At 52.3% G+C, this 18,830-nt stretch carries 19 protein-coding genes; 4 read left to right on the top strand and 15 right to left on the bottom strand.

The features are described from left to right. Positions 1-77: 77 nt before the first annotated feature. The 13 genes from murA to KNP81_RS06440 all read right to left on the bottom strand — a co-directional run bounded on the left by murA (position 78) and on the right by KNP81_RS06440 (position 10,536). Positions 78-1,379, bottom strand: coding sequence for a UDP-N-acetylglucosamine 1-carboxyvinyltransferase (gene murA / locus KNP81_RS06500; protein ID WP_214719350.1), 1,302 nt, complete (start codon positions 1,377-1,379; stop codon positions 78-80). A 246-nt stretch (positions 1,380-1,625) separates the two neighbouring features. Beyond that, entirely contained in the window at positions 1,626-1,844 is a 219-nt protein-coding gene (locus tag KNP81_RS06495; protein ID WP_214719349.1) for a DUF1146 family protein, read from the bottom strand. A 197-nt stretch (positions 1,845-2,041) separates the two neighbouring features. After that, on the bottom strand, positions 2,042-3,238 hold the full coding sequence (locus tag KNP81_RS06490; protein WP_251129003.1) for an EAL and HDOD domain-containing protein: 1,197 nt from the start codon (positions 3,236-3,238) through the stop codon (positions 2,042-2,044). A 172-nt stretch (positions 3,239-3,410) separates the two neighbouring features. Then, a complete protein-coding gene (locus tag KNP81_RS06485) occupies positions 3,411-3,821 on the bottom strand; it encodes a F0F1 ATP synthase subunit epsilon (protein ID WP_128123479.1) in 411 nt (136 codons plus the stop codon). Positions 3,822-3,849: 28 nt separating this feature from the next. Further along, the gene (gene atpD, locus KNP81_RS06480; protein ID WP_285222543.1) at positions 3,850-5,268 is read right to left on the bottom strand and encodes a F0F1 ATP synthase subunit beta; all 1,419 of its coding nucleotides are present in this window, start codon (positions 5,266-5,268) and stop codon (positions 3,850-3,852) included. Positions 5,269-5,302: 34 nt separating this feature from the next. Continuing rightward, a complete protein-coding gene (atpG, locus tag KNP81_RS06475; protein ID WP_214719348.1) occupies positions 5,303-6,160 on the bottom strand; it encodes an ATP synthase F1 subunit gamma in 858 nt (285 codons plus the stop codon). A 36-nt stretch (positions 6,161-6,196) separates the two neighbouring features. Next, positions 6,197-7,705 (bottom strand): F0F1 ATP synthase subunit alpha, encoded by a 1,509-nt coding sequence (gene atpA, locus KNP81_RS06470; RefSeq protein ID WP_114165153.1) that lies wholly within the window; start codon positions 7,703-7,705, stop codon positions 6,197-6,199. An 18-nt stretch (positions 7,706-7,723) separates the two neighbouring features. Next, positions 7,724-8,257, bottom strand: a complete 534-nt coding sequence (locus tag KNP81_RS06465; protein ID WP_214719347.1) for a F0F1 ATP synthase subunit delta — start codon at positions 8,255-8,257, stop codon at positions 7,724-7,726. Next, on the bottom strand, positions 8,257-8,784 hold the full coding sequence (atpF, locus tag KNP81_RS06460) for a F0F1 ATP synthase subunit B (protein ID WP_021066136.1): 528 nt from the start codon (positions 8,782-8,784) through the stop codon (positions 8,257-8,259). Before atpF ends, KNP81_RS06465 begins: the two co-directional genes overlap by 1 nt. 71 nt (positions 8,785-8,855) lie before the next feature. Then, positions 8,856-9,077, bottom strand: a complete 222-nt coding sequence (gene atpE / locus KNP81_RS06455; RefSeq protein ID WP_012727360.1) for a F0F1 ATP synthase subunit C — start codon at positions 9,075-9,077, stop codon at positions 8,856-8,858. A 69-nt stretch (positions 9,078-9,146) separates the two neighbouring features. Further along, on the bottom strand, positions 9,147-9,884 hold the full coding sequence (atpB, locus tag KNP81_RS06450) for a F0F1 ATP synthase subunit A (RefSeq protein WP_021066134.1): 738 nt from the start codon (positions 9,882-9,884) through the stop codon (positions 9,147-9,149). Next, positions 9,884-10,312, bottom strand: a complete 429-nt coding sequence (locus KNP81_RS06445) for an ATP synthase subunit I (protein WP_214719346.1) — start codon at positions 10,310-10,312, stop codon at positions 9,884-9,886. The genes atpB and KNP81_RS06445 overlap by 1 nt, the downstream gene beginning before the upstream one ends. After that, a complete protein-coding gene (locus KNP81_RS06440) occupies positions 10,309-10,536 on the bottom strand; it encodes a hypothetical protein (RefSeq protein ID WP_021066132.1) in 228 nt (75 codons plus the stop codon). Before KNP81_RS06440 ends, KNP81_RS06445 begins: the two co-directional genes overlap by 4 nt. 645 nt (positions 10,537-11,181) lie before the next feature. Between KNP81_RS06440 and KNP81_RS06435 the strand changes: the two genes are divergently transcribed. The 4 genes from KNP81_RS06435 (at position 11,182) to KNP81_RS06420 (ending at position 16,800) form a co-directional block, all read left to right on the top strand. Further along, positions 11,182-12,582, top strand: coding sequence for an FAD-binding oxidoreductase (locus KNP81_RS06435; RefSeq protein ID WP_251129010.1), 1,401 nt, complete (start codon positions 11,182-11,184; stop codon positions 12,580-12,582). A gap of 65 nt (positions 12,583-12,647) precedes the next feature. Next, on the top strand, positions 12,648-13,910 hold the full coding sequence (locus KNP81_RS06430) for a (Fe-S)-binding protein (RefSeq protein ID WP_214719389.1): 1,263 nt from the start codon (positions 12,648-12,650) through the stop codon (positions 13,908-13,910). A 182-nt stretch (positions 13,911-14,092) separates the two neighbouring features. Then, entirely contained in the window at positions 14,093-15,217 is a 1,125-nt protein-coding gene (locus tag KNP81_RS06425; protein WP_021066129.1) for an ABC transporter ATP-binding protein, read from the top strand. Continuing rightward, complete coding sequence (locus KNP81_RS06420) at positions 15,214-16,800, top strand: ABC transporter permease/substrate-binding protein (protein ID WP_214719344.1); 1,587 nt, start codon at positions 15,214-15,216, stop codon at positions 16,798-16,800. Before KNP81_RS06425 ends, KNP81_RS06420 begins: the two co-directional genes overlap by 4 nt. A 63-nt stretch (positions 16,801-16,863) precedes the next feature. Here the strand turns inward: KNP81_RS06420 and KNP81_RS06415 are convergent, their stop codons facing one another. Together KNP81_RS06415 and upp are read right to left on the bottom strand one after the other, a co-directional pair. Continuing rightward, positions 16,864-18,024 carry a GGDEF domain-containing protein gene (locus tag KNP81_RS06415; protein WP_251130285.1) on the bottom strand — a complete coding sequence of 387 codons (1,161 nt, stop codon included), beginning with the start codon at positions 18,022-18,024 and terminating at the stop codon, positions 16,864-16,866. A 156-nt stretch (positions 18,025-18,180) separates the two neighbouring features. Continuing rightward, complete coding sequence (gene upp, locus KNP81_RS06410) at positions 18,181-18,810, bottom strand: uracil phosphoribosyltransferase (protein WP_021066126.1); 630 nt, start codon at positions 18,808-18,810, stop codon at positions 18,181-18,183. Positions 18,811-18,830: the final 20 nt, after the last annotated feature.

Genomic DNA, 18,830 nt, shown 5'->3' with positions numbered 1-18,830 from the left:
GGTGTGTAGGTTCCTCCGTTCATTACTTCATTGAAAAGAGCGAGAAGAGTCTCTCCTCGCTCCTATGAGTCTATTAATTAGTTCTTAACCATTTCTTCGGCAACTTCGACGTTCCCTTGGATGCGCTCGATGTCAGCACCGAGAGCTTGCAATTTCTTGTGGAAGTCGACGTATCCACGGTCGATGTGGTAGAGATCGCCAACGCGTGTCTCTTCGTCCGCAATGAGTCCAGCGAGGACAAGGGCAGCACCAGCACGAAGGTCAGTCGAGACGACTTCAGCACCTTGGAGGCGAACGCCACCTTTGATGATGGCCGAACGGCCTTCGATTTTAATGTCTGCGTTCATGCGGCGGAACTCTTCCACGTGCATGAAGCGATTCTCAAACACTGTTTCTGTGATGACCGATGTACCGCCTGCTTTCAAGACGAGTGCCATCATTTGAGCTTGGATGTCAGTCGGGAAACCAGGGTGTGGCATTGTCTTCACGTCGACCGGCTTCAACTCATCCGGTGCCATGACACGCATGCCTTCTGCTGTATCCTCAAACTTGACGCCCATTTCTTCCATCTTCGAGATGAGCGGACGAAGGTGCTCGCGCTCAGCACCGATGACTTCGATGTCGCCGCCTGTGATGGCTCCAGCGACGAGGAACGTACCTGCTTCAATGCGGTCAGGAATGATTGAATGCTCAGCGCCGTGAAGCTTATCGACACCTTCGATGCGAATCGTTTCTGTACCGGCACCGCGCACGTGTGCGCCCATACCGTTCAAGAAGTTGGCAAGGTCAACAATTTCAGGCTCTTTGGCGACGTTCTCGATGATCGTCGTGCCTTCCGCGAGGACAGCAGCCATCATGATGTTCTCTGTCGCGCCGACAGATGGGAAGTCCAAGTAGATTTTCGCACCTTTCAAGCGACCGTCAACCGAAGCTTCAACGAAACCGTTGCCGATGACCGTCTTTGCACCCATTGCTTCGAACCCTTTTAAGTGGAGGTCAATCGGACGTGAGCCGATTGAGCAACCGCCCGGCATCGCAACACGTGCGTGCCCAAGGCGAGCGAGAAGAGGACCCATGACGAGGATTGAAGCACGCATCTTACGGACGTACTCAAGTGGCGCCTCGTCTTTGATTGTGCCCGACGCATCGACAGTGACTTCATTGCTCGCTTCGTCAAATGCAACCTCTGCACCGAGGTGGCGAAGCACTTTGTTAATCGTGTACACATCAGCGAGGCGCGGCACGTTTTGAAGTACCGACTTTCCTTCACCTGCTAAAAGAGTGGCAACCAATGTTTTGAGTACGGCGTTTTTAGCTCCTTCAACACGCACAGTACCTGACAATTTACGTCCTCCACGGACTACAATCAAATCCTTCATATCTCTCTTTGTCCTCCAACTTCGTTAATTTTTTGTTTTATACGTCGATATCCGTTACCGGATGTGGTTGTGTCGATTACTATGATGGTTTGTATTACGTGACGCTTCATCAGAGAGAAAAATAATAATAAAAGCAACCATAAAATTCTGATGAAAAATTTCGTCATGTCAGACGAATTTATCCTATCACGATAAACATATACGATACGTTACAGCAGGATTACAGTTTAGTAATCATTTCCCTGCCTACTGCAATGGTGCGAGTGCCTGAGCCAATCGGATATACTCCAAAAAGAACTGGGCGATCAGTGAACCGAAGACGACGGCCACGAGGACGCGCAAGACAGCTGCTTGCGGACTCCTCACTTGATTGAGCAAGCGGTCCCATTTGACCGGCATGAGCGCCCACCAAGCGACGTAGATCGCTACGACGTAGATGAAGAGCGATAATACGGTGTTTAGCATCGACGATTCCCCTCTTTTCAAAAATTCGTACCGTTTTTAATCATAGCATGTCACGTTAGAGAAAAAAAGACTTAGCGTTCAAGTGAGTGGTTGAATGGGTTCATCCGATCAACTCGCTTTCTCTCCAAAAACCGCATACAAAAGGAACGTCAATCGGCGCATGGCCTTAGTACAGTAATTGACGTCCCTTCAATATTTCAAACATTATTCACTTCAGCATCATAAGTTTGGCTCCAACGGATGGCTTCGACATAGTGTCGAGACAAATCCGGCATCGTCTCATCGACGTCGACCGTCAATTGCTCGTAGGCGAGAACGGTCTCAAGTAACCCGCGTAATTCGTTGTCGTCCCCGAGGAGAGCCGCCTTGACGATTGGTTCGACCGGAAGCTCCGACACGAGCGTCTGCATCGTCTCATCCAAGATGACGTCAAGCGACGAGAAGATACCCGTGATGAACGCGTCGAACGCCGCCACGTGCGGTAACGTCTCGGCCGCAATCAATTCCATCATCTTGCCGCGGATGACACTCTGTTTAATCAATTCTTTCGATTCGGACGTCTGTAGCTCACGCAACAGCATCAAATACGACCAACGCCGCATCTCATCGAGCCCGATACGCGCGACGGCCTGTTCGATTGATTGAATCGTGTGACGTCCCTTTTGATACACCGTGTTGACCGAGCGTAACATTTTATACGACAAGTCGACGCTTCGTTCGATTTGGCTGGCGATGCGTCGGAAGTCCGGTTCCGGCTTATCGAGTTCCTTCAGCACTTCGACGAGCGTATGCCGGAGCGGATGGACCTCCGCACCGTGGACGACCGTCGGACGACTGAAGAAGTAGCCTTGGAACATGTGATAGCCGAGCTTCTTGGCAATCTCATATTCAAACGGTGTCTCGATTTTCTCCGCCAGAAATTCGACGCGATGGCCGAGGGCGTCGATGAGCCGCTTCTGTTGGTCGATCGGTGTCGCCTGGTAGTCGATTTTGATGATATCGGCGAGTCCGATGAGCGGCCGATACTTCTCTTCGAACACAAAGTCGTCGAGGGCGATCGTATAGCCTTTCCGACGTAACGAACGTAACGCCGCCAAGACTTTCTCCGTCGGTTCGACATGCTCGAGCACCTCGACGACGAGCGTCTGCCTTGGCAGTAAAGCCGGGACCTCACTCTCAATCAAGTTTTGCGGAAAGTTGATGAACGCTCTCGTCCCTTCCGTCAACTCCCGGAAGTTGAAAACGAGATAGGCGTTATGAATCACATCGGCGGTCGCAAGTGCGTCATCGACATGTTCAAATATATTTTTCTCGCTGCGGCGATATAACAGTTCATAGCCACAGACGCGTAATTTTTGATCAAAGATCGGTTGGCGCGCAACATAAACTTTCATCCCATTGTCTCCTTTACCGTAGTTCCCATCTATATTATCGGATAAGGTGCGCCTATCTTCCACTATTTGGGCGTAAAACTTTTGATGCTTTAGACCCATATATAATGAAGGAACGTGATTGATTCGGTCCATCCACAAAAAATCTCCCCTGCGGCTGCAGGAGAGATGTCGGTTATTCTTTGATATCGCGAATGCTCAAACGGTTAATCGCTTTTTTGAGCGCGAGCTCCGCACGACGGAATTCGAGGTCCGAGAGCTTCGTGTCTTGTAGACGACGCTCGGCACGAACTTTCGCCGCAGAAGCGCGGTCGTAGTCGATTTTATCCGCCATTTCGGCTGTTTCAGCTAAGATCGTCACCGTATCGGGACGAACTTCCATGAAACCGCCACTGAGTGCGATCAGCGTGCGTCCACCATCTTCGTGGCGCAGTTTGAGAACTGAGATATCGAGCGGTGTCACCATCGGGATGTGTTTCGGTAAGATACCGAGTTCACCGGTCACCGATTTGGCAATCACCATCCGTGCCTCGCCCTCATAGGCTGCACCATCCGGGGTGACGACGTTGACGTGAAGAGTATTCATCGTCTAGTTTCCCCCTTCCGTGTAGGTCTTAGACCAACGTCTTCGCTTTTTCGATGACGTCTTCGATTGGACCAACGAGACGGAATGCATCTTCTGGAAGATCATCGTGTTTACCATCGAGGATCTCTTTGAAGCCGCGAACTGTCTCTTTAACTGGTACGTACGAACCTTTTTGGCCTGTGAACTGCTCAGCCACGTGGAAGTTTTGTGACAAGAAGAACTGAATACGACGGGCACGGTGAACCGTGAGCTTATCGTCTTCAGACAACTCGTCCATACCGAGGATTGCGATGATATCTTGAAGCTCTTTGTAACGTTGAAGCGTCTGCTGGACGTTACGGGCTACTTCGTAGTGCTCTGGTCCGACGATGTCAGGCGAGAGGGCACGTGAAGTCGATGCGAGCGGGTCAACGGCTGGGTAAATACCCATCTCCGAAAGACGACGCTCTAAGTTAGTCGTTGCATCAAGGTGAGCGAACGTTGTCGCTGGAGCCGGGTCAGTATAGTCATCGGCTGGTACGTAAACCGCTTGAATCGATGTGACCGATCCTTTAGCTGTTGACGTGATCCGCTCTTGAAGCATACCCATTTCCGTTGCGAGTGTTGGCTGGTAACCTACAGCAGATGGCATCCGACCGAGGAGGGCTGAAACTTCCGAACCTGCTTGTGTGAAACGGAAGATGTTATCGACGAAGAGAAGAACGTCTTGTCCTTGCTCATCGCGGAAGTATTCTGCCATTGTAAGACCCGTCAAGGCTACGCGAAGACGCGCGCCCGGCGGCTCGTTCATCTGACCGAAGACCATCGCCGTTTGCTTGATAACGCCTGAGTCCGTCATCTCGTGGAACAAGTCATTTCCTTCACGCGTACGCTCACCGACTCCTGCGAATACAGAAATACCGCTGTGCTCTTGCGCGATGTTGTTGATGAGTTCCTGGATGAGAACGGTTTTACCTACACCGGCACCACCGAAGAGGCCGATTTTACCACCTTTGATGTATGGTGCGAGAAGGTCGACGACTTTGATTCCCGTTTCCAAGATTTCAACTTTTGTCGACAACTCATCGAACGTCGGTGCTTGACGGTGAATCGGTGACCGACGAACAGTCGGTGACACTTCTTTATCGTCAATCGGGTTACCGAGTACGTTGAAGACACGACCGAGCGTCTCTTCTCCGACTGGTACTGAAATCGGTGAACCTAAGTCAAGTACTTCCATGCCGCGGCGAACGCCGTCTGTTGAGTCCATCGCAATCGTACGGACCGTGTCATCGCCAAGGTGGATCGCCACTTCGAGCGTCAAGTCGACGCTGACATCTTGTGCCGATGCAGCCACGTGTGTGACTTTAAGGGCGTTATAGATGTTCGGTAAGTGGTTGTCAAACTTAACGTCGATAACTGGGCCCATGACTGCGACTACGCGGCCTTTCATGCCGTATTCGTTCATCGTGTTAGCCTCCTACAATCTAGAGGGCGTGCGCTTATTCAAGCGCAGCCGCACCTCCGACAATCTCTGTGATTTCTTGTGTGATCGCCGCTTGACGCGCGCGGTTGAACTTGAGCTTGAGTCCACGGATGAGTTCATCCGCGTTGTCTGTCGCGTTCGACATCGCCGTCATCCGAGCCGCGTGCTCCGATACTTTTGCATCGAGGAGCGCGCCGTAGATGAGTCCTTCCGCGTAACGCGGGAGAAGCGCTGCTAAGATCGTTTCTTCTTCTGGTTCGTATTCATACATCACATTGGATGCGGTCTGTTCGATATTCCCAAGCGGAAGCAATCGATCAATCTTCACTTCTTGGCTGATGACAGAGATGAATGAGTTGTAGCAGAGCTTCAATTCATCAATCTCGCCTTCACTGAACGCGCCGACCGTCTGTTTGACGATCTCTGCGACTTCAACGAATGATGGCTGGTCGTTGAGTCCTGTCATGGCACTGTACACCGGAATGTTACGGGCCTTGAAGAACTGAACGCCGACCTTCCCGATCACGTACAGACGGTACTCGTCTGTTGAATCGTGTTTGGCTTTCAACTCGCGATACACGTCACGAAGGACGCTGGCGTTGTATCCACCAGCAAGTCCGCGGTCTGACGTGATGACGATATAGCCGGTCCGTTTAACGGGACGGACTTGAAGCATCGGGTGTGTTGCGCCTGAAGTACCGCCGGCAATCGACGAGATGACTTCCTGCAACTTGGTCATGTACGGCTTGAAGTTGGCGTTGCTCCCTTGAGCGCGGTTCAATTTCGAAGCCGACACCATGTTCATCGCTTTCGTGATTTGCTTCGTGCTTTGGGTCGAGGTGATCCGCATCTGGATCTCACGTAATGATGCCATTTCGATTCACCACCTTAATAGACGCTCGTCACCGGATTAAACCGATGGCGAGAACGTCTTTTTGAATTCCGTAAGCGCATCGACCATCGCCTCGTCAGCAGGAAGGTTTCCTGTTTGACGGATTTCACGGCAGAGGTCCGCACGGTTTTGGTCGAGCCATGCGTTCATTTCTTTTTCGAAACGACGGATGTCTTCGACTGGGACATCATCGAGATGACCTTTCGTGAGTGCGTAGATGATGATAACTTGCTTGTCGACCGAGAGCGGTGCGTTCAAGTCTTGTTTCAAGACTTCAACGGTACGTTGTCCACGGTTGAGCTTCGCTTGTGTCGCTTTGTCGAGGTCCGACCCGAACTGGGCGAACGCTTCGAGCTCACGGTATGACGCGAGGTCAAGACGGAGCGTACCAGCAACTTTCTTCATCGCTTTCACTTGAGCCGAACCACCAACACGCGATACCGAGAGACCGGCGTTAATCGCTGGACGTACCCCTGAGAAGAAGAGGTCCGACTGAAGGAAGATTTGACCGTCTGTGATCGAGATAACGTTCGTCGGGATGTACGCCGAGATATCCGACGCTTGTGTCTCGATGAACGGAAGAGCTGTCAATGAGCCGCCGCCGAGTTCGTCGTTCAACTTCGCCGCACGCTCAAGAAGGCGTGAGTGGAGGTAGAAGACATCCCCTGGGTAGGCTTCGCGGCCTGGAGGACGACGGAGAAGAAGCGAGAGCTCACGATAAGCTGCCGCTTGTTTCGAGAGGTCATCATACACGACGAGGACGTGTTGTCCGCGGTCCATGAAGTACTCACCCATCGATACCCCAGCGAATGGTGCGAGGTAAAGAAGTGGGGCTGGCTGTGAAGCCGATGCCGAAACAACGATCGTGTAATCGAGAGCGCCGTTTTGACGGAGCGTCTCAACTACGCCACGGACAGTCGATTCTTTCTGACCGATTGCGACGTAGATACAGATCATGTTTTCTTCTTTTTGGTTGATGATCGCATCGATTGCGACCGAAGTCTTACCAGTTTGACGGTCACCGATGATGAGCTCACGCTGACCGCGACCGATTGGTACGAGGGCGTCAATCGCCTTAATCCCAGTTTGGAGCGGTTCGTGAACTGACTTACGGGCCATAACGCCGTAAGCTTTACGCTCGATCGGGTTGTATGTGTCCGTCACGATCGGTCCGAGACCGTCGATTGGTTGTCCGAGTGGGTTGACGACGCGTCCGAGGAGCGCTTCACCGACTGGAACTTCCATGATGCGGCCCGTACGTTTTACCGAGTCGCCTTCTTTGATGCCTTTGTAGTCGCCAAGGATGATAATCCCGACGTTACCTTCTTCTAAGTTTTGCGCCAAGCCCATTACGCCGTTAGAGAACTCTACGAGTTCCCCCGCCATAACGTTATCGAGTCCGTATGCACGAGCGATACCGTCACCTACTTGAATGACTGTACCTGTCTCACTGACTTCGATTTCAGAACCGTACGAAGCGATCCGCTCTTTTAGCAGGGCGCTGATTTCTTCAGCTTTGATCGTCATTGAATTCACCCCTATTTCTTACGCATTCAACAATTCACGCTCGAGGCGTGTTAGTTTGTTTTCGATTGTGTCATCATACGTCGTGTAGCCGATTTGGACACGGAGTCCACCGATGACGTCTTCATCGACGACGTTCTTCAATTGAAGTGTCTTGTTCATCTTCTGTCCGAAGACGAGTTCGACTTCTTTCAACTCTGTTGCCGACAACGGGTAAGCACTCGTGACGAACCCTTCGGCGATGCCACGGTAGTCATTGATGTAATCAAGGACGTAGCGCGACAAGCCGCGAACTTCGCTCGCACGGTCGTTTTCGACCATGACGAGAAGTGTGTTGAGCACGATATCTGTCATGTCACCAAAGCTATGTGTTAAAAGCTGTGCAAGCTCGCTGTCACTGATTGCCGGATTCTCTAAGAGATTCGCAAGTTCAGGAGTCGCGTGGAGCACTTCATCGAGCAGACGCACTTCCGCTTCGACTTGGTCGAGCGCGCCTTGTTCCCGCGCTAAGTCGAAGAGCGCTTTGGCATAGCGTTTTGCTAACGATGTGTTCATCAGTTAGCACCTTTCGCTTTAGACAGGAAGTCTGTAACGAGGGCACGTTGTTTCACTTCGTCGCCTTTAAGGTCTGACTGAAGGACGTGGCGTGCGGCCGAGAGCGCCTGTGTGACGACTTCGGTCTGGAGCGATTGTTTCGCGAGCTCACGCTCACGTTCGATCGCTTTACCCGCCTCGATTTTGATTTGTTCGGCTTCCAAACGCGCCTGCTCCACCAAACGTGCTTGTTCCGCTTCTGCTTGACGACGGCTTGAATCAAGCATTTCTTTCGATTCTGTCCGTGCTGCGCTGAGCGCGTCACGTTGTTCGACTACATATGTTTCCGCATCTTTGCGGCTCTTTTCAGCGAGTTCAATTTCGTTCGCTACATACTCTTCACGCTGTCTCATCATTCCAAGGAGTGGTCCCCAAGCAAATTTCTTCAACAGGGCCAAGAGTACGAGGAATGTGAAAAGTGTAAAGATCATATCCAGGATGCGGAGGCCTTCGCCACCAGCACCAGCTGCAATCATCATCGTATCCATGCATACCCTCCTCTTGACTAAATAAGTGAGGGAGACACGCTCCCTCTTACGTTGTTCTCGTTAACTCGTAATCAAGAGTTGAGGAGAAGGAAACCGACAGCCACACCGATGATCGGGAGGGCTTCAACCAAACCGATACCGATGAACATTGTTTGACGAAGTTCGTTTTTGAGTTCTGGCTGACGTGCTTGTCCTTGTACTGTTCCGTATACGATGAGACCGTTACCGATACCCGCCGCGAGTGCTCCAAGACCGATAACGAGTGCTGTTGCAAGAAGATTGAGTTGTTCCATTGTGTATATTCCTCCTAAAAGTTAAGTAAATAGTTTTTTTGTTCAACGCTTTGGCGAGACCTGCCCGAATTAATGCTCGGCAGAAGCTTTATGCCCGATGTACACCATTGCAAGCGTCAGGAAAATGTAGGATTGGATAACCCCGATAAAGATTGAGAAGCCTTGCCATAAAATCATTGGGAGAATTGCGAACACAGCACCGAGTGGGTTAAGTGCCCCTTCTGCGGTAATTGCGAGTCCCAAGATGATGGTAATCATGATTTCACCGGCAAAGATGTTACCGTAAAGACGCAGACCGAGCGTCAAGGTGTTCGCGAACTCCTCGATGAGCTTGATCGGCAATAAGAACCAGACCGGCTTCACGAATTCCGCCGAGTAGTGCTTCAAACCGTGTAGCTTCACGCCGTAATAGTGCGACATTGCAACGACGAGTGTCGACAATGCCAACGTGACGTAAGGATCGGCCGTCGGTGAGTTGAACCATAGATAGTGACCAGAAATGACGTTAAACGGTAGACCCATCAAGTTCGAGAAGAGAATGAACAAAATCAACGTCATTCCAAACCCGATGAAACGGCCCCCAGTCTTCCAGTCCATCGCACTTGAGATAATCCCGCGTGTGAATTCTGCGAAGAATTCCATTAAGTTCTGCTTACCAGTCGGCTTCATAGCCAAGCGTCGCGTTCCCCAAACGGCAAACGTAAATACGAGTAGTGATGCGATCAGCACCGTAATGACGTTCGTCCAGCTCCCATATAACGTATAATCTCCGAGTTGTAGAGAATATGTGGGAAACTCATGACCCATTAGTATTCACCTCTTTTCCTGCTGAGCTGGGCAAGTGTGAACTCGCCAAATTGTATGATGTGGCCGGCGATTAGACCAGTTACCACCGCAATCAGCGATACTCGATCCTCATAAAAGAGACCGACTATCACGGCTAGTGCACCGACTGCCATTCTTGAAACAGTCCCGTGCGACTTTGGGCGTCGTCCATGTTCGATGACGTCAAACATCCGAATGACGCTTCGATTCTGCATATGTAGAATAATGAGACTGGCGACCCCACCTAGGAACAAGCCGAGAAATACCGGTTTGTACATAGGGACGATGAGCGCTCCGATGAGGAGAATGGCGAACCATCCGATAAACCACTTCGTATAGCGTTTCATCAACTGCTTTTGTGCTTTTCTGTCTGCTTGCACTTGTTGTAGTTCCTTTTGTTCTAGCTTCATTCGTCCTCTCCTGTCAGTAAACTTCGAAGGGTGAGAACAAGCGCCGTGATTCCGAGAGCCATCCCCAGAAACACCGACACATTCCAACCAAACGTGCCCCAAAACTCACGTCTCGCCCCGTATTGGCCAACGAGATAACCGATGACGATCGGTCCAGCGAGCGCGGTCGAAATTTGAGAGGCGAGCGAGGCGTAGGATAGGTAACGATTGTCTTTTTTCGTCATCCTGATCCTCCTTTCGAGCTGCCGAGCTTTCCGTCTTCTCCATCGAATTCACACTCGCGTGACCATCAAAAGTCACACAAGTTCAGAGTACTGGAAATGGCATAAGAAGTCAATGAATTTCACAATTATAAAAGCGCTTTAAATCAAGGTGTATCAAGGCTTTTACGCAGTTCACAAACTAAATTAAAATCGCTAAATTTTAAAAAAGTATGAAGAAACGGTGAAATAAAAATGTTGACTTTATAACATTTCACATTGCGAATCAGATGAAGAATAGTTCAGTTATACCTCCACGTTTTGGAAAACACAATGACAAACGGCTTACGTTCACAAAAGGTTTTGAAACGGACGTTGACCCGATTTTGAAATCGTTTTCATCTTCCTGTATCAGTATACCGATTATCTTTTTGTCATGTCGAGGGGTTCTGACGAATTTGTAGTGATGAATCTCACAGGGCGATTTTTATCGTCCACACGTCTGGAAATCCCTTCCCATCAAGCCGAAATGGGTGGACAATACCAGTTCGAATGGCTACGATTACGATGTAAGCGCTATCTAAAAATGTGTCGATTTTGTGACTTTCGAAACCGACGCCCGCATCATGAAAATTTTGATGCATGTGAGGAGGAACTACCATGGACTGGATGAATCAATTACGTGAGGAAATCGGTGCCGACGTCGTCTTCACGGACCCGACGACCCGACTCGCCTATTCGTTTGACGCGACACCTAACTATCAAGCGATGCCCGACGCCATCGTCGCCCCCCGCTCGACCGAACATGTACAGACTGTACTACGGCTGTGCCATACATACCGCATCCCAGTCGTCCCCCGTGGGTCGGCGACGAACCTTGCTGGCGGGACGACGCCGCTTTCTGGTGGTGTCGTCATAGATTTCCGCCATATGGACCGCATCCTCGAGATTGATGAGAAGAACTTGACGGTGACGGTCGAGCCGGGCTGCATCACTGTCCATCTAGCGCAAGCCGTCGAGGCGAAAGGACTGTTCTACCCGCCGGATCCGAGCTCGATGAAAATCTCGACGATTGGCGGCAACATCAGCGAGAACTCAGGTGGGTTACGCGGATTGAAATACGGTGTGACGGCCGATTACGTGCTCGCGCTCGAGGCGGTGCTCCCGAACGGGGATGTCCTCCATACGGGCGGCAAGCTCGCCAAGGACGTGGCCGGGTACGATTTGACGCGTCTCCTCGTCGGCTCGGAAGGGACACTCGCCGTCATTACGCAAGCGACACTCAAGCTCATCCCGCTCCCCGAGACAAAACAGACGATGCTCGCTTATTTCGAGGACTTGGACAGCGCGGCCCGAACAGTGAGCCGCATCATCGAGAATCGCGTCATCCCGGCGACGCTTGAGTTCATGGACAAGAAGACGATCGAGGTCGTCGAGGCGTATGCGAACATCGGATTGCCGACGGACGTCGGCGCTCTCCTTCTATTAGAACAGGACGGCCCGCGTGACGTCGTCCGACAAGACATCGAGGCGATGCATGCCGTCTGTCTAGAAGAAGGGGCCTTGTCGGTCGAAGTGGCCCGAGACGAGGCGCATGCTGAGACGCTCCGCTACGCCCGGCGCATCGCCTTGTCCGCCCTCGCCCGACTCAGCCCGACGACGATTTTAGAGGATGCGACCGTGCCACGGAGCGAGATTGCCGAGATGGTCCGGCGCATCGAAGCAATCGGACAAGCGTATGATATTCAAATCGCCACGTTCGGTCATGCCGGGGACGGCAACCTGCACCCGACGGTCGCGACCGATGCCCGGAATCATGAGGAGATGGAACGTGTCGAGGCGGCGTTCGCTGATATTTTCGCCGCCGCGCTCGACCTCGGCGGGACGATTACCGGCGAGCATGGGGTCGGGGCGATGAAAGCCCCGTATCTCGAATGGAAGCTCGGTCCGGCCGGGATAGACGTCATGAAAGGCATCAAGCTCGCCTTCGATCCGCACGGCATCATGAACCCGCAGAAGATGTTCGCCAAAGCGGCGAAAAAACGCATCGTCCAAGGAGGTAAATCATGAAGCAGACGCCCGAACTCGCCAGCCGCATGACCGAGAAGCTCGACTATGAAGAGATGCTCGGCTGCATGCGCTGCGGTTTTTGCCTGCCGACTTGCCCGACATATATCCGCTCGAAAGACGAGTCGGCCTCCCCGCGCGGCCGCATCGCCATCATGAAAGGTGTCGTCGACGGATTGATTGAACCGGACGAGGGCGTCGAAAAGACGCTCAACGAATGTCTCGGTTGTCTCGCCTGTGAGCCGGCATGCCCGGCCGGGGTACGCTATAGCGTTCTGCTCGAGGACGCACGCGCCGCCATCACCGAACATAAACGTGCGACCGGGCAGATGCCGGTCCGCGAACGTCTCGTCCGCAAAGTCGTCTTTGACGGGCTGTTCTTGAATAAGGCGAAGATGGAGACGGCGACGGGCTTTCTCCGCTTCTATCAACAGTCTGGCGTCCAGACGCTCACTCACAAGCTCCGCATCCTCGATTGGTTCCCGGACCAGCTCCAGAAGATGGAGACGATTTTACCGACGGTCCCGCCGAAGACGGAGCGACGTCGACGTCCAGAGCGAATCCCGGCGACGGGAGCGACAACGGCCCGAGTCGCCTTCTTCAGCGGCTGTTTGATGGACACGATGTTCTATGAGACGAATGCCAACACGATTAAACTGCTCCAAGCGGCGGGCTGCGACATCGTCATCCCGAAAACGCAACAGTGTTGCGGGGCCTTACATGGTCATGCCGGTGAACAGACGGGCGCCGTCACGCTCGCCAAGCAGAATATCGCAGCGTTCGAGGCCGAGGACGTCGATTACATCATCACGAACGCCGGCGGTTGCGGTGCGTTCCTCGTCGGCTATGACCATCTGTTAAAGCACGACCCGGAATGGGCCGAACGCGCGGAACGGTTCACGGCCAAGATTAAAGACTTCGCCTCGACTTTGATTGAGGTCGGCTTCCTCGACCGCGTACCGCTCTCCCTACCGGAGCAGCTCATCACGTACCAAGACTCGTGCCACCTCCGCAACGTGCAAAAAGGGGCACTCGCCCCACGGGTGTTGCTTCAGGCAATCGAAGGCGCCGTCTATATCGAACAGAAGCATGCCGACCACTGCTGTGGCTCGGCCGGCGTCTACAATCTATTGCAACCGGTGATTGCGAACGACATCCTCGAGATGAAGATGGGTCACGTGAACGCCACGGCGGCACAAACGATTGTGACATCGAATCCGGGCTGCCACATGCAGATGCAGCTCGGCATTCAAGAACACGGGACCGACTCGATGCGCGCTGTCCATTTGGCAGATTTACTCGTCGAGGCGATGGATATTCATGTAAACTAACGTATTGAGAGGAAGACACTGGCTACACGTGTCCTCCTCTCTTTTTCATTTCGAATAAAAATGACAATAATAATCCCCGCTTTATCAGAGGTTCAAACTCTTTTTTCGAAAAAAATGTTTACAATCATCTAACAACGGGCATATAAGATTATGTGAAAATAATTATTGAAAAGGGTGACTGCATGATTGAGTTTAAACAAGTCAAGAAAACGTTCAAACAAACGACCGTCTTGAAAGAGATGAATCTCACAATCAACAAAGGTGAGCTCGTCGTCTTTATCGGCCCGTCCGGCTGTGGGAAGACGACCTCGTTGAAAATGATTAACCGCTTGATCGAGCCGACGGAAGGCACGATTATCGTCAACGGCCAAGACACACGCAAAATGGATCCGATCGAATTGCGGCGCCAGATGGGCTATGTCATTCAACAGACCGGCCTCTTTCCGCATATGACGATTCGCGAAAACATTCAATTGATTGCGAGCCTCGAAGGACATGCCGAACAAGACATGGACGCACGCACCGAACACCTTCTCCGTATGGTCGGCCTCGACCCGGACCAATTCATCGATCGCTATCCGAGCGAATTGAGCGGCGGTCAGCAGCAGCGTATCGGTTTCGCCCGTGCCCTCATGAACGACCCGGAAGTCATTTTGATGGATGAACCGTTCAGCGCCCTTGACCCTGTCACTCGAAACGATCTCCAAGAAGAGCTGTTCAATCTTCAAGAAGAAGTGAAAAAGACGATTGTGTTCGTCACCCATGATATGGATGAGGCGATCAAGCTGGCCGATCGCATTTGTATCATGCGCGACGGGGAAATCGTCCAATTCGATACTCCGGAACAAATTCTCCGGAACCCGAAAGACGAATACGTCGAGTCGTTCATCGGGAAGAATCGGATTTGGAACAGCCCTGAATTCATTAAAGCGAAAGATATCATGATCACCGATCCGGTATCAATCAGCGGGAAACGGACGGTGCTTCAAGCGATTGAAATCATGCGTTCACGTAAAGTCGACAGCCTGTTGATCACCGACCGTGATCGCGTCCTCCAAGGACTCATCAAATTGAAGGACGTCCACAGCATTCAAGACAAGACGAAGCGACTCGAGGAAGTCATGAATACGAATTACGCCTTCGTCTCAATCGAGGACTCGCTTCTCGACATTTTAGACGTCATGAACACGAGCGACCAAGGGTACCTCCCCGTCGTCGACGGTTCAATACTTCACGGCTTGATTACACGCAGCAGTTTGCTTTCCGTCCTCAGTGAGCAATTCATGCAAGAGGAGGAAACGCTATGAACGCCATTCAATCATTTTTCGATTACTTCACGAACAATACCGATCAAATCGGGACGCTCTTGCTCGAACACTTACAACTAACGGTGTTCGCCGTCTCACTTGCGGTCCTGTTAGGGGTACCGCTCGGGATTCTCATCTTACGGATTCCGCGCCTCGCGAAACCGATTCTCGGGCTGACGAGCGTTGTCCAAGCCGTACCAAGTTTGGCTCTCCTCGGTTTCCTCATCCCGTTCATCGGAATCGGGTCGACGCCGGCCATCATCATGGTCGTCTTATACTCGCTCCTCCCGATCGTGAAGAACACGTACACGGGCCTCTCGAGCATCCCGGGTGATACGCTCGAGTCAGCTAAAGGGATCGGCCTAACCGACCGTCAGATTTTGAGTAAGATTCAGCTCCCGCTCGCGCTCCCGATCATCATGGCCGGGATTCGCATCTCGGCGGTCACGGCCGTCGGACTCATGACCATCTCCGCGTTCGTCGGAGCCGGTGGTCTCGGCTATCTCGTCTTCGCCGGGATTCAGACCGTTGACAACAACCAAATCCTTGCCGGTGCCATCCCGGCCGGTCTGCTCGCACTGTTGATTGATTTCATCGTCAGCCGCATCGAGTACAAGGTCGCACCGAACGGCATCGTCCTCGCGGATGGCCGGATGAAGAAAAAGACGCGTCGTTCGGCGAAGAAAGTCACGAAACCACTCATCGTCATCGCGACGGCGTTCGTCCTACTCCTCGCCGGTTCGATTTATGCCTTCACCCGTGAAGATGACACGATTGTCGTCGGATCGAAAAACTTTACCGAGCAATTGATTCTCGGGAACATGGTCGCCGACTTGATTGAAGACAAGACAGACCTCGATGTGAAACGTCAATTGAACCTCGGCGGGACCCAGGTCGCTTTCAGCGCCCTACGGACCGGTGAGATTGATACGTACGTCGAATATACGGGCACGTTGTTCGTAGATGTATTGAAGCAAGAAGTCGAGAACGACCCGGACGTCGTCTACGACAAAGTCGTGACACAAGTGAACGAACGTTTCGATATCCGCACGCTCGATCCAATCGGCTTCAATAACACCTACGCCATCGCCGTCAAACAAGAAGACGTCGATAAATACGGTTTAAAGACCGTCTCAGATCTCGCTGCGGTGAGTGACGAGCTCGTCTTCGGTCCGACAATCGAGTTCTCGAACCGTGAAGACGGATACCTTGGCTTGAAAGAAGCGTATCCGTTCAACTTCCAGGACGTGAAACCGGTCGACGGCGGACTCCGCTATACGGCACTCATGAACAATGAGAGTAACGCCATCGACAGCTTCTCGACCGACGGCTTGCTTAAACGCTTCGATTTGACCGTCCTCGAGGACGACAAACAGTTCTTCCCGCCGTATTACGCGGTCCCAATCGTCAGTGAAGAGACGCTCGCCGAGCATCCTGAGCTCGCGGACGTATTGAACTTGCTGAGCGGGAAAATCACGGACGAGACGATGCAAGAGCTCAATTATCTTGCTGACGTCGAGAAACAACGTCCGGAGAAAGTCGCCCGCGACTTCCTCATCCAAGAAGGATTGATTGAACAATAAACCTATACGAAAGACGACCCTCCCGTTTGAATCGGGAAGGTCGTCTTTTTTCTGTGTCCGCTTTTAACCTACGTTCGTCGCCTGGCCGACCGAGACGCGGTTGCGCCCACTCTGCTTCGCCCGATAGAGGGCTTGGTCGGCCGCCTCAATCAAGTCGGTCTTATCGCCACTTGGCGTTGGCGCATGTTCGGCGACGCCGATGCTGACACTCACTTTTCGCAACGGGGTGTACATTTCGTGCACGATGTTCAGTTTGAGCACCGCCTGCCGAATCCGTTCCGCGATTTCTTTCGGTTGGCGCGCGTGACGTGGCCGCAGGAGCACCGCGAACTCTTCGCCTCCATAACGTGCCGTCATGCCGTCTTCCCCGACCGCCTTGTCGATCGCGTTCGCCACCCGTTCGAGGCAAGCGTCTCCGGCCAAATGGCCGTATGTGTCGTTATACGTCTTGAACGCATCAATATCAAGCAAAAGGAGCGCAAGCACGTCTTCGGTATCGGTCGCTTCGTCCCACATCCGTTCTAACTTCTCGTCAAAAGCTCGACGATTCCAAATCCCGGTCAAGGCGTCATGGAGCGAGCGATGGATGAGCGCTTGTTTGCTGCGCTCGAGCCGGAACGTATGCATGAACGTCATCAACAGCAACAATGCGATGCCGACGACGATGAAGATGACCCATTTCGCTGAATTCGAGGCAGTTTCACTCCGAAGCGTGGCTTGTTGGATGATGTTGTCGATGTCTTCACGAAGGGCCGCATCGACGTCTCGGAACTGGTTGATATAATCGATGCCACTATAGCGACGCGCGTTCGCGGGGATGACATCCCCCGCCTCGATGAGTTCGATTTGCGACGCATGAAACGCCTCCATTTTTTGAATGAGCGGCAACGCCTCGTCTTGAATCAATTCCTGCATAATCGGATGACGCTCGTCGAGTTCACGAATAATACGAATCGTCTCCTCCAATGATTGTTTCGTCGCCTCATACTGTTCGAGCGACTGCGCGTCTTGGTTATATGTATAGCCCCGAACCGATAGCTCTTGGTCGAGCAATAGCCGAAACAGCTCCGAGACAGCGTTCGAAATCGGGATGGCTTCCTCGACAATCCGTCGATTTTCCTGCTCGATGTCCTGAAACGCGCTATAGCTCCAGACGCTCGTCAAAAACAACGCCATCAAGGAGATGAGTAAGTATCTTTGCAGTAGCGAGAATTTAGTCTTCATCGTGTCTCTTCCCTTATCCCGACGTCGGACCGACTTACGGTCTCTTCCTCTTCTACTATCGGCCGTCTCTTCGATCGTCTCAACTAATTTGAATCGATTGGTGCACATTCCCACAAAAAAGAGAGGATCACCAGGATCCTCTCATCGGGTTCATGCTTATTTCGTTCCGAACAGACGGTCACCTGCGTCACCGAGTCCTGGTACGATGTAGCCGTGGTCGTTCAACTTCTCGTCAAGTGCGGCGAGATAGATTTCGACGTCCGGGTGTTCGGCTTGAACACGTTCCACACCTTCAGGGGCTGCACAGAGGCAAGCGAGCTTAATCGACTTGGCACCGTGCTTTTTAAGCGCGGCAATCGCGTCGGCTGCTGAACCGCCTGTCGCGAGCATCGGGTCGACGACGATGAAGTCACGTTCTGTGACGTCCGTCGGCAACTTGAGATAGTATTCGTGCGGCTCGAGCGTCTCTGGGTCACGGTATAAACCGATGTGACCGACTTTGACGTTCGGCATCATTTTGAGGAAGCCATCCACCATGCCGAGGCCTGCCCGTAAAATTGGGACGATTCCCAATTTTTTGCCGGCAATCATCTTCTGTGTCGATACAGAGACCGGTGTCTCGATTTCCACATCAGTAAGCGGAAGGTCGCGTGTAATTTCATATGCCATGAGTGACGAAACCTCGTCTACGAGTTCACGGAACTGCTTCGTCCCCGTCTCTACTTTACGCATAATCGTCATCTTGTGCTGAATCAATGGGTGGTCATAAACGTGTACTTTGCCCATCATGCTTCACTCCTCTCTCA

The organism is Exiguobacterium sp. s149 (assembly GCF_018618395.1).
In the GTDB taxonomy this organism is placed as follows: Bacteria; Bacillota; Bacilli; order Exiguobacteriales; family Exiguobacteriaceae; genus Exiguobacterium; species Exiguobacterium chiriqhucha.
The sequence above is the reverse complement of the archived record's forward strand: the minus strand, read 5'-3'. Positions and strand labels throughout refer to the sequence as shown.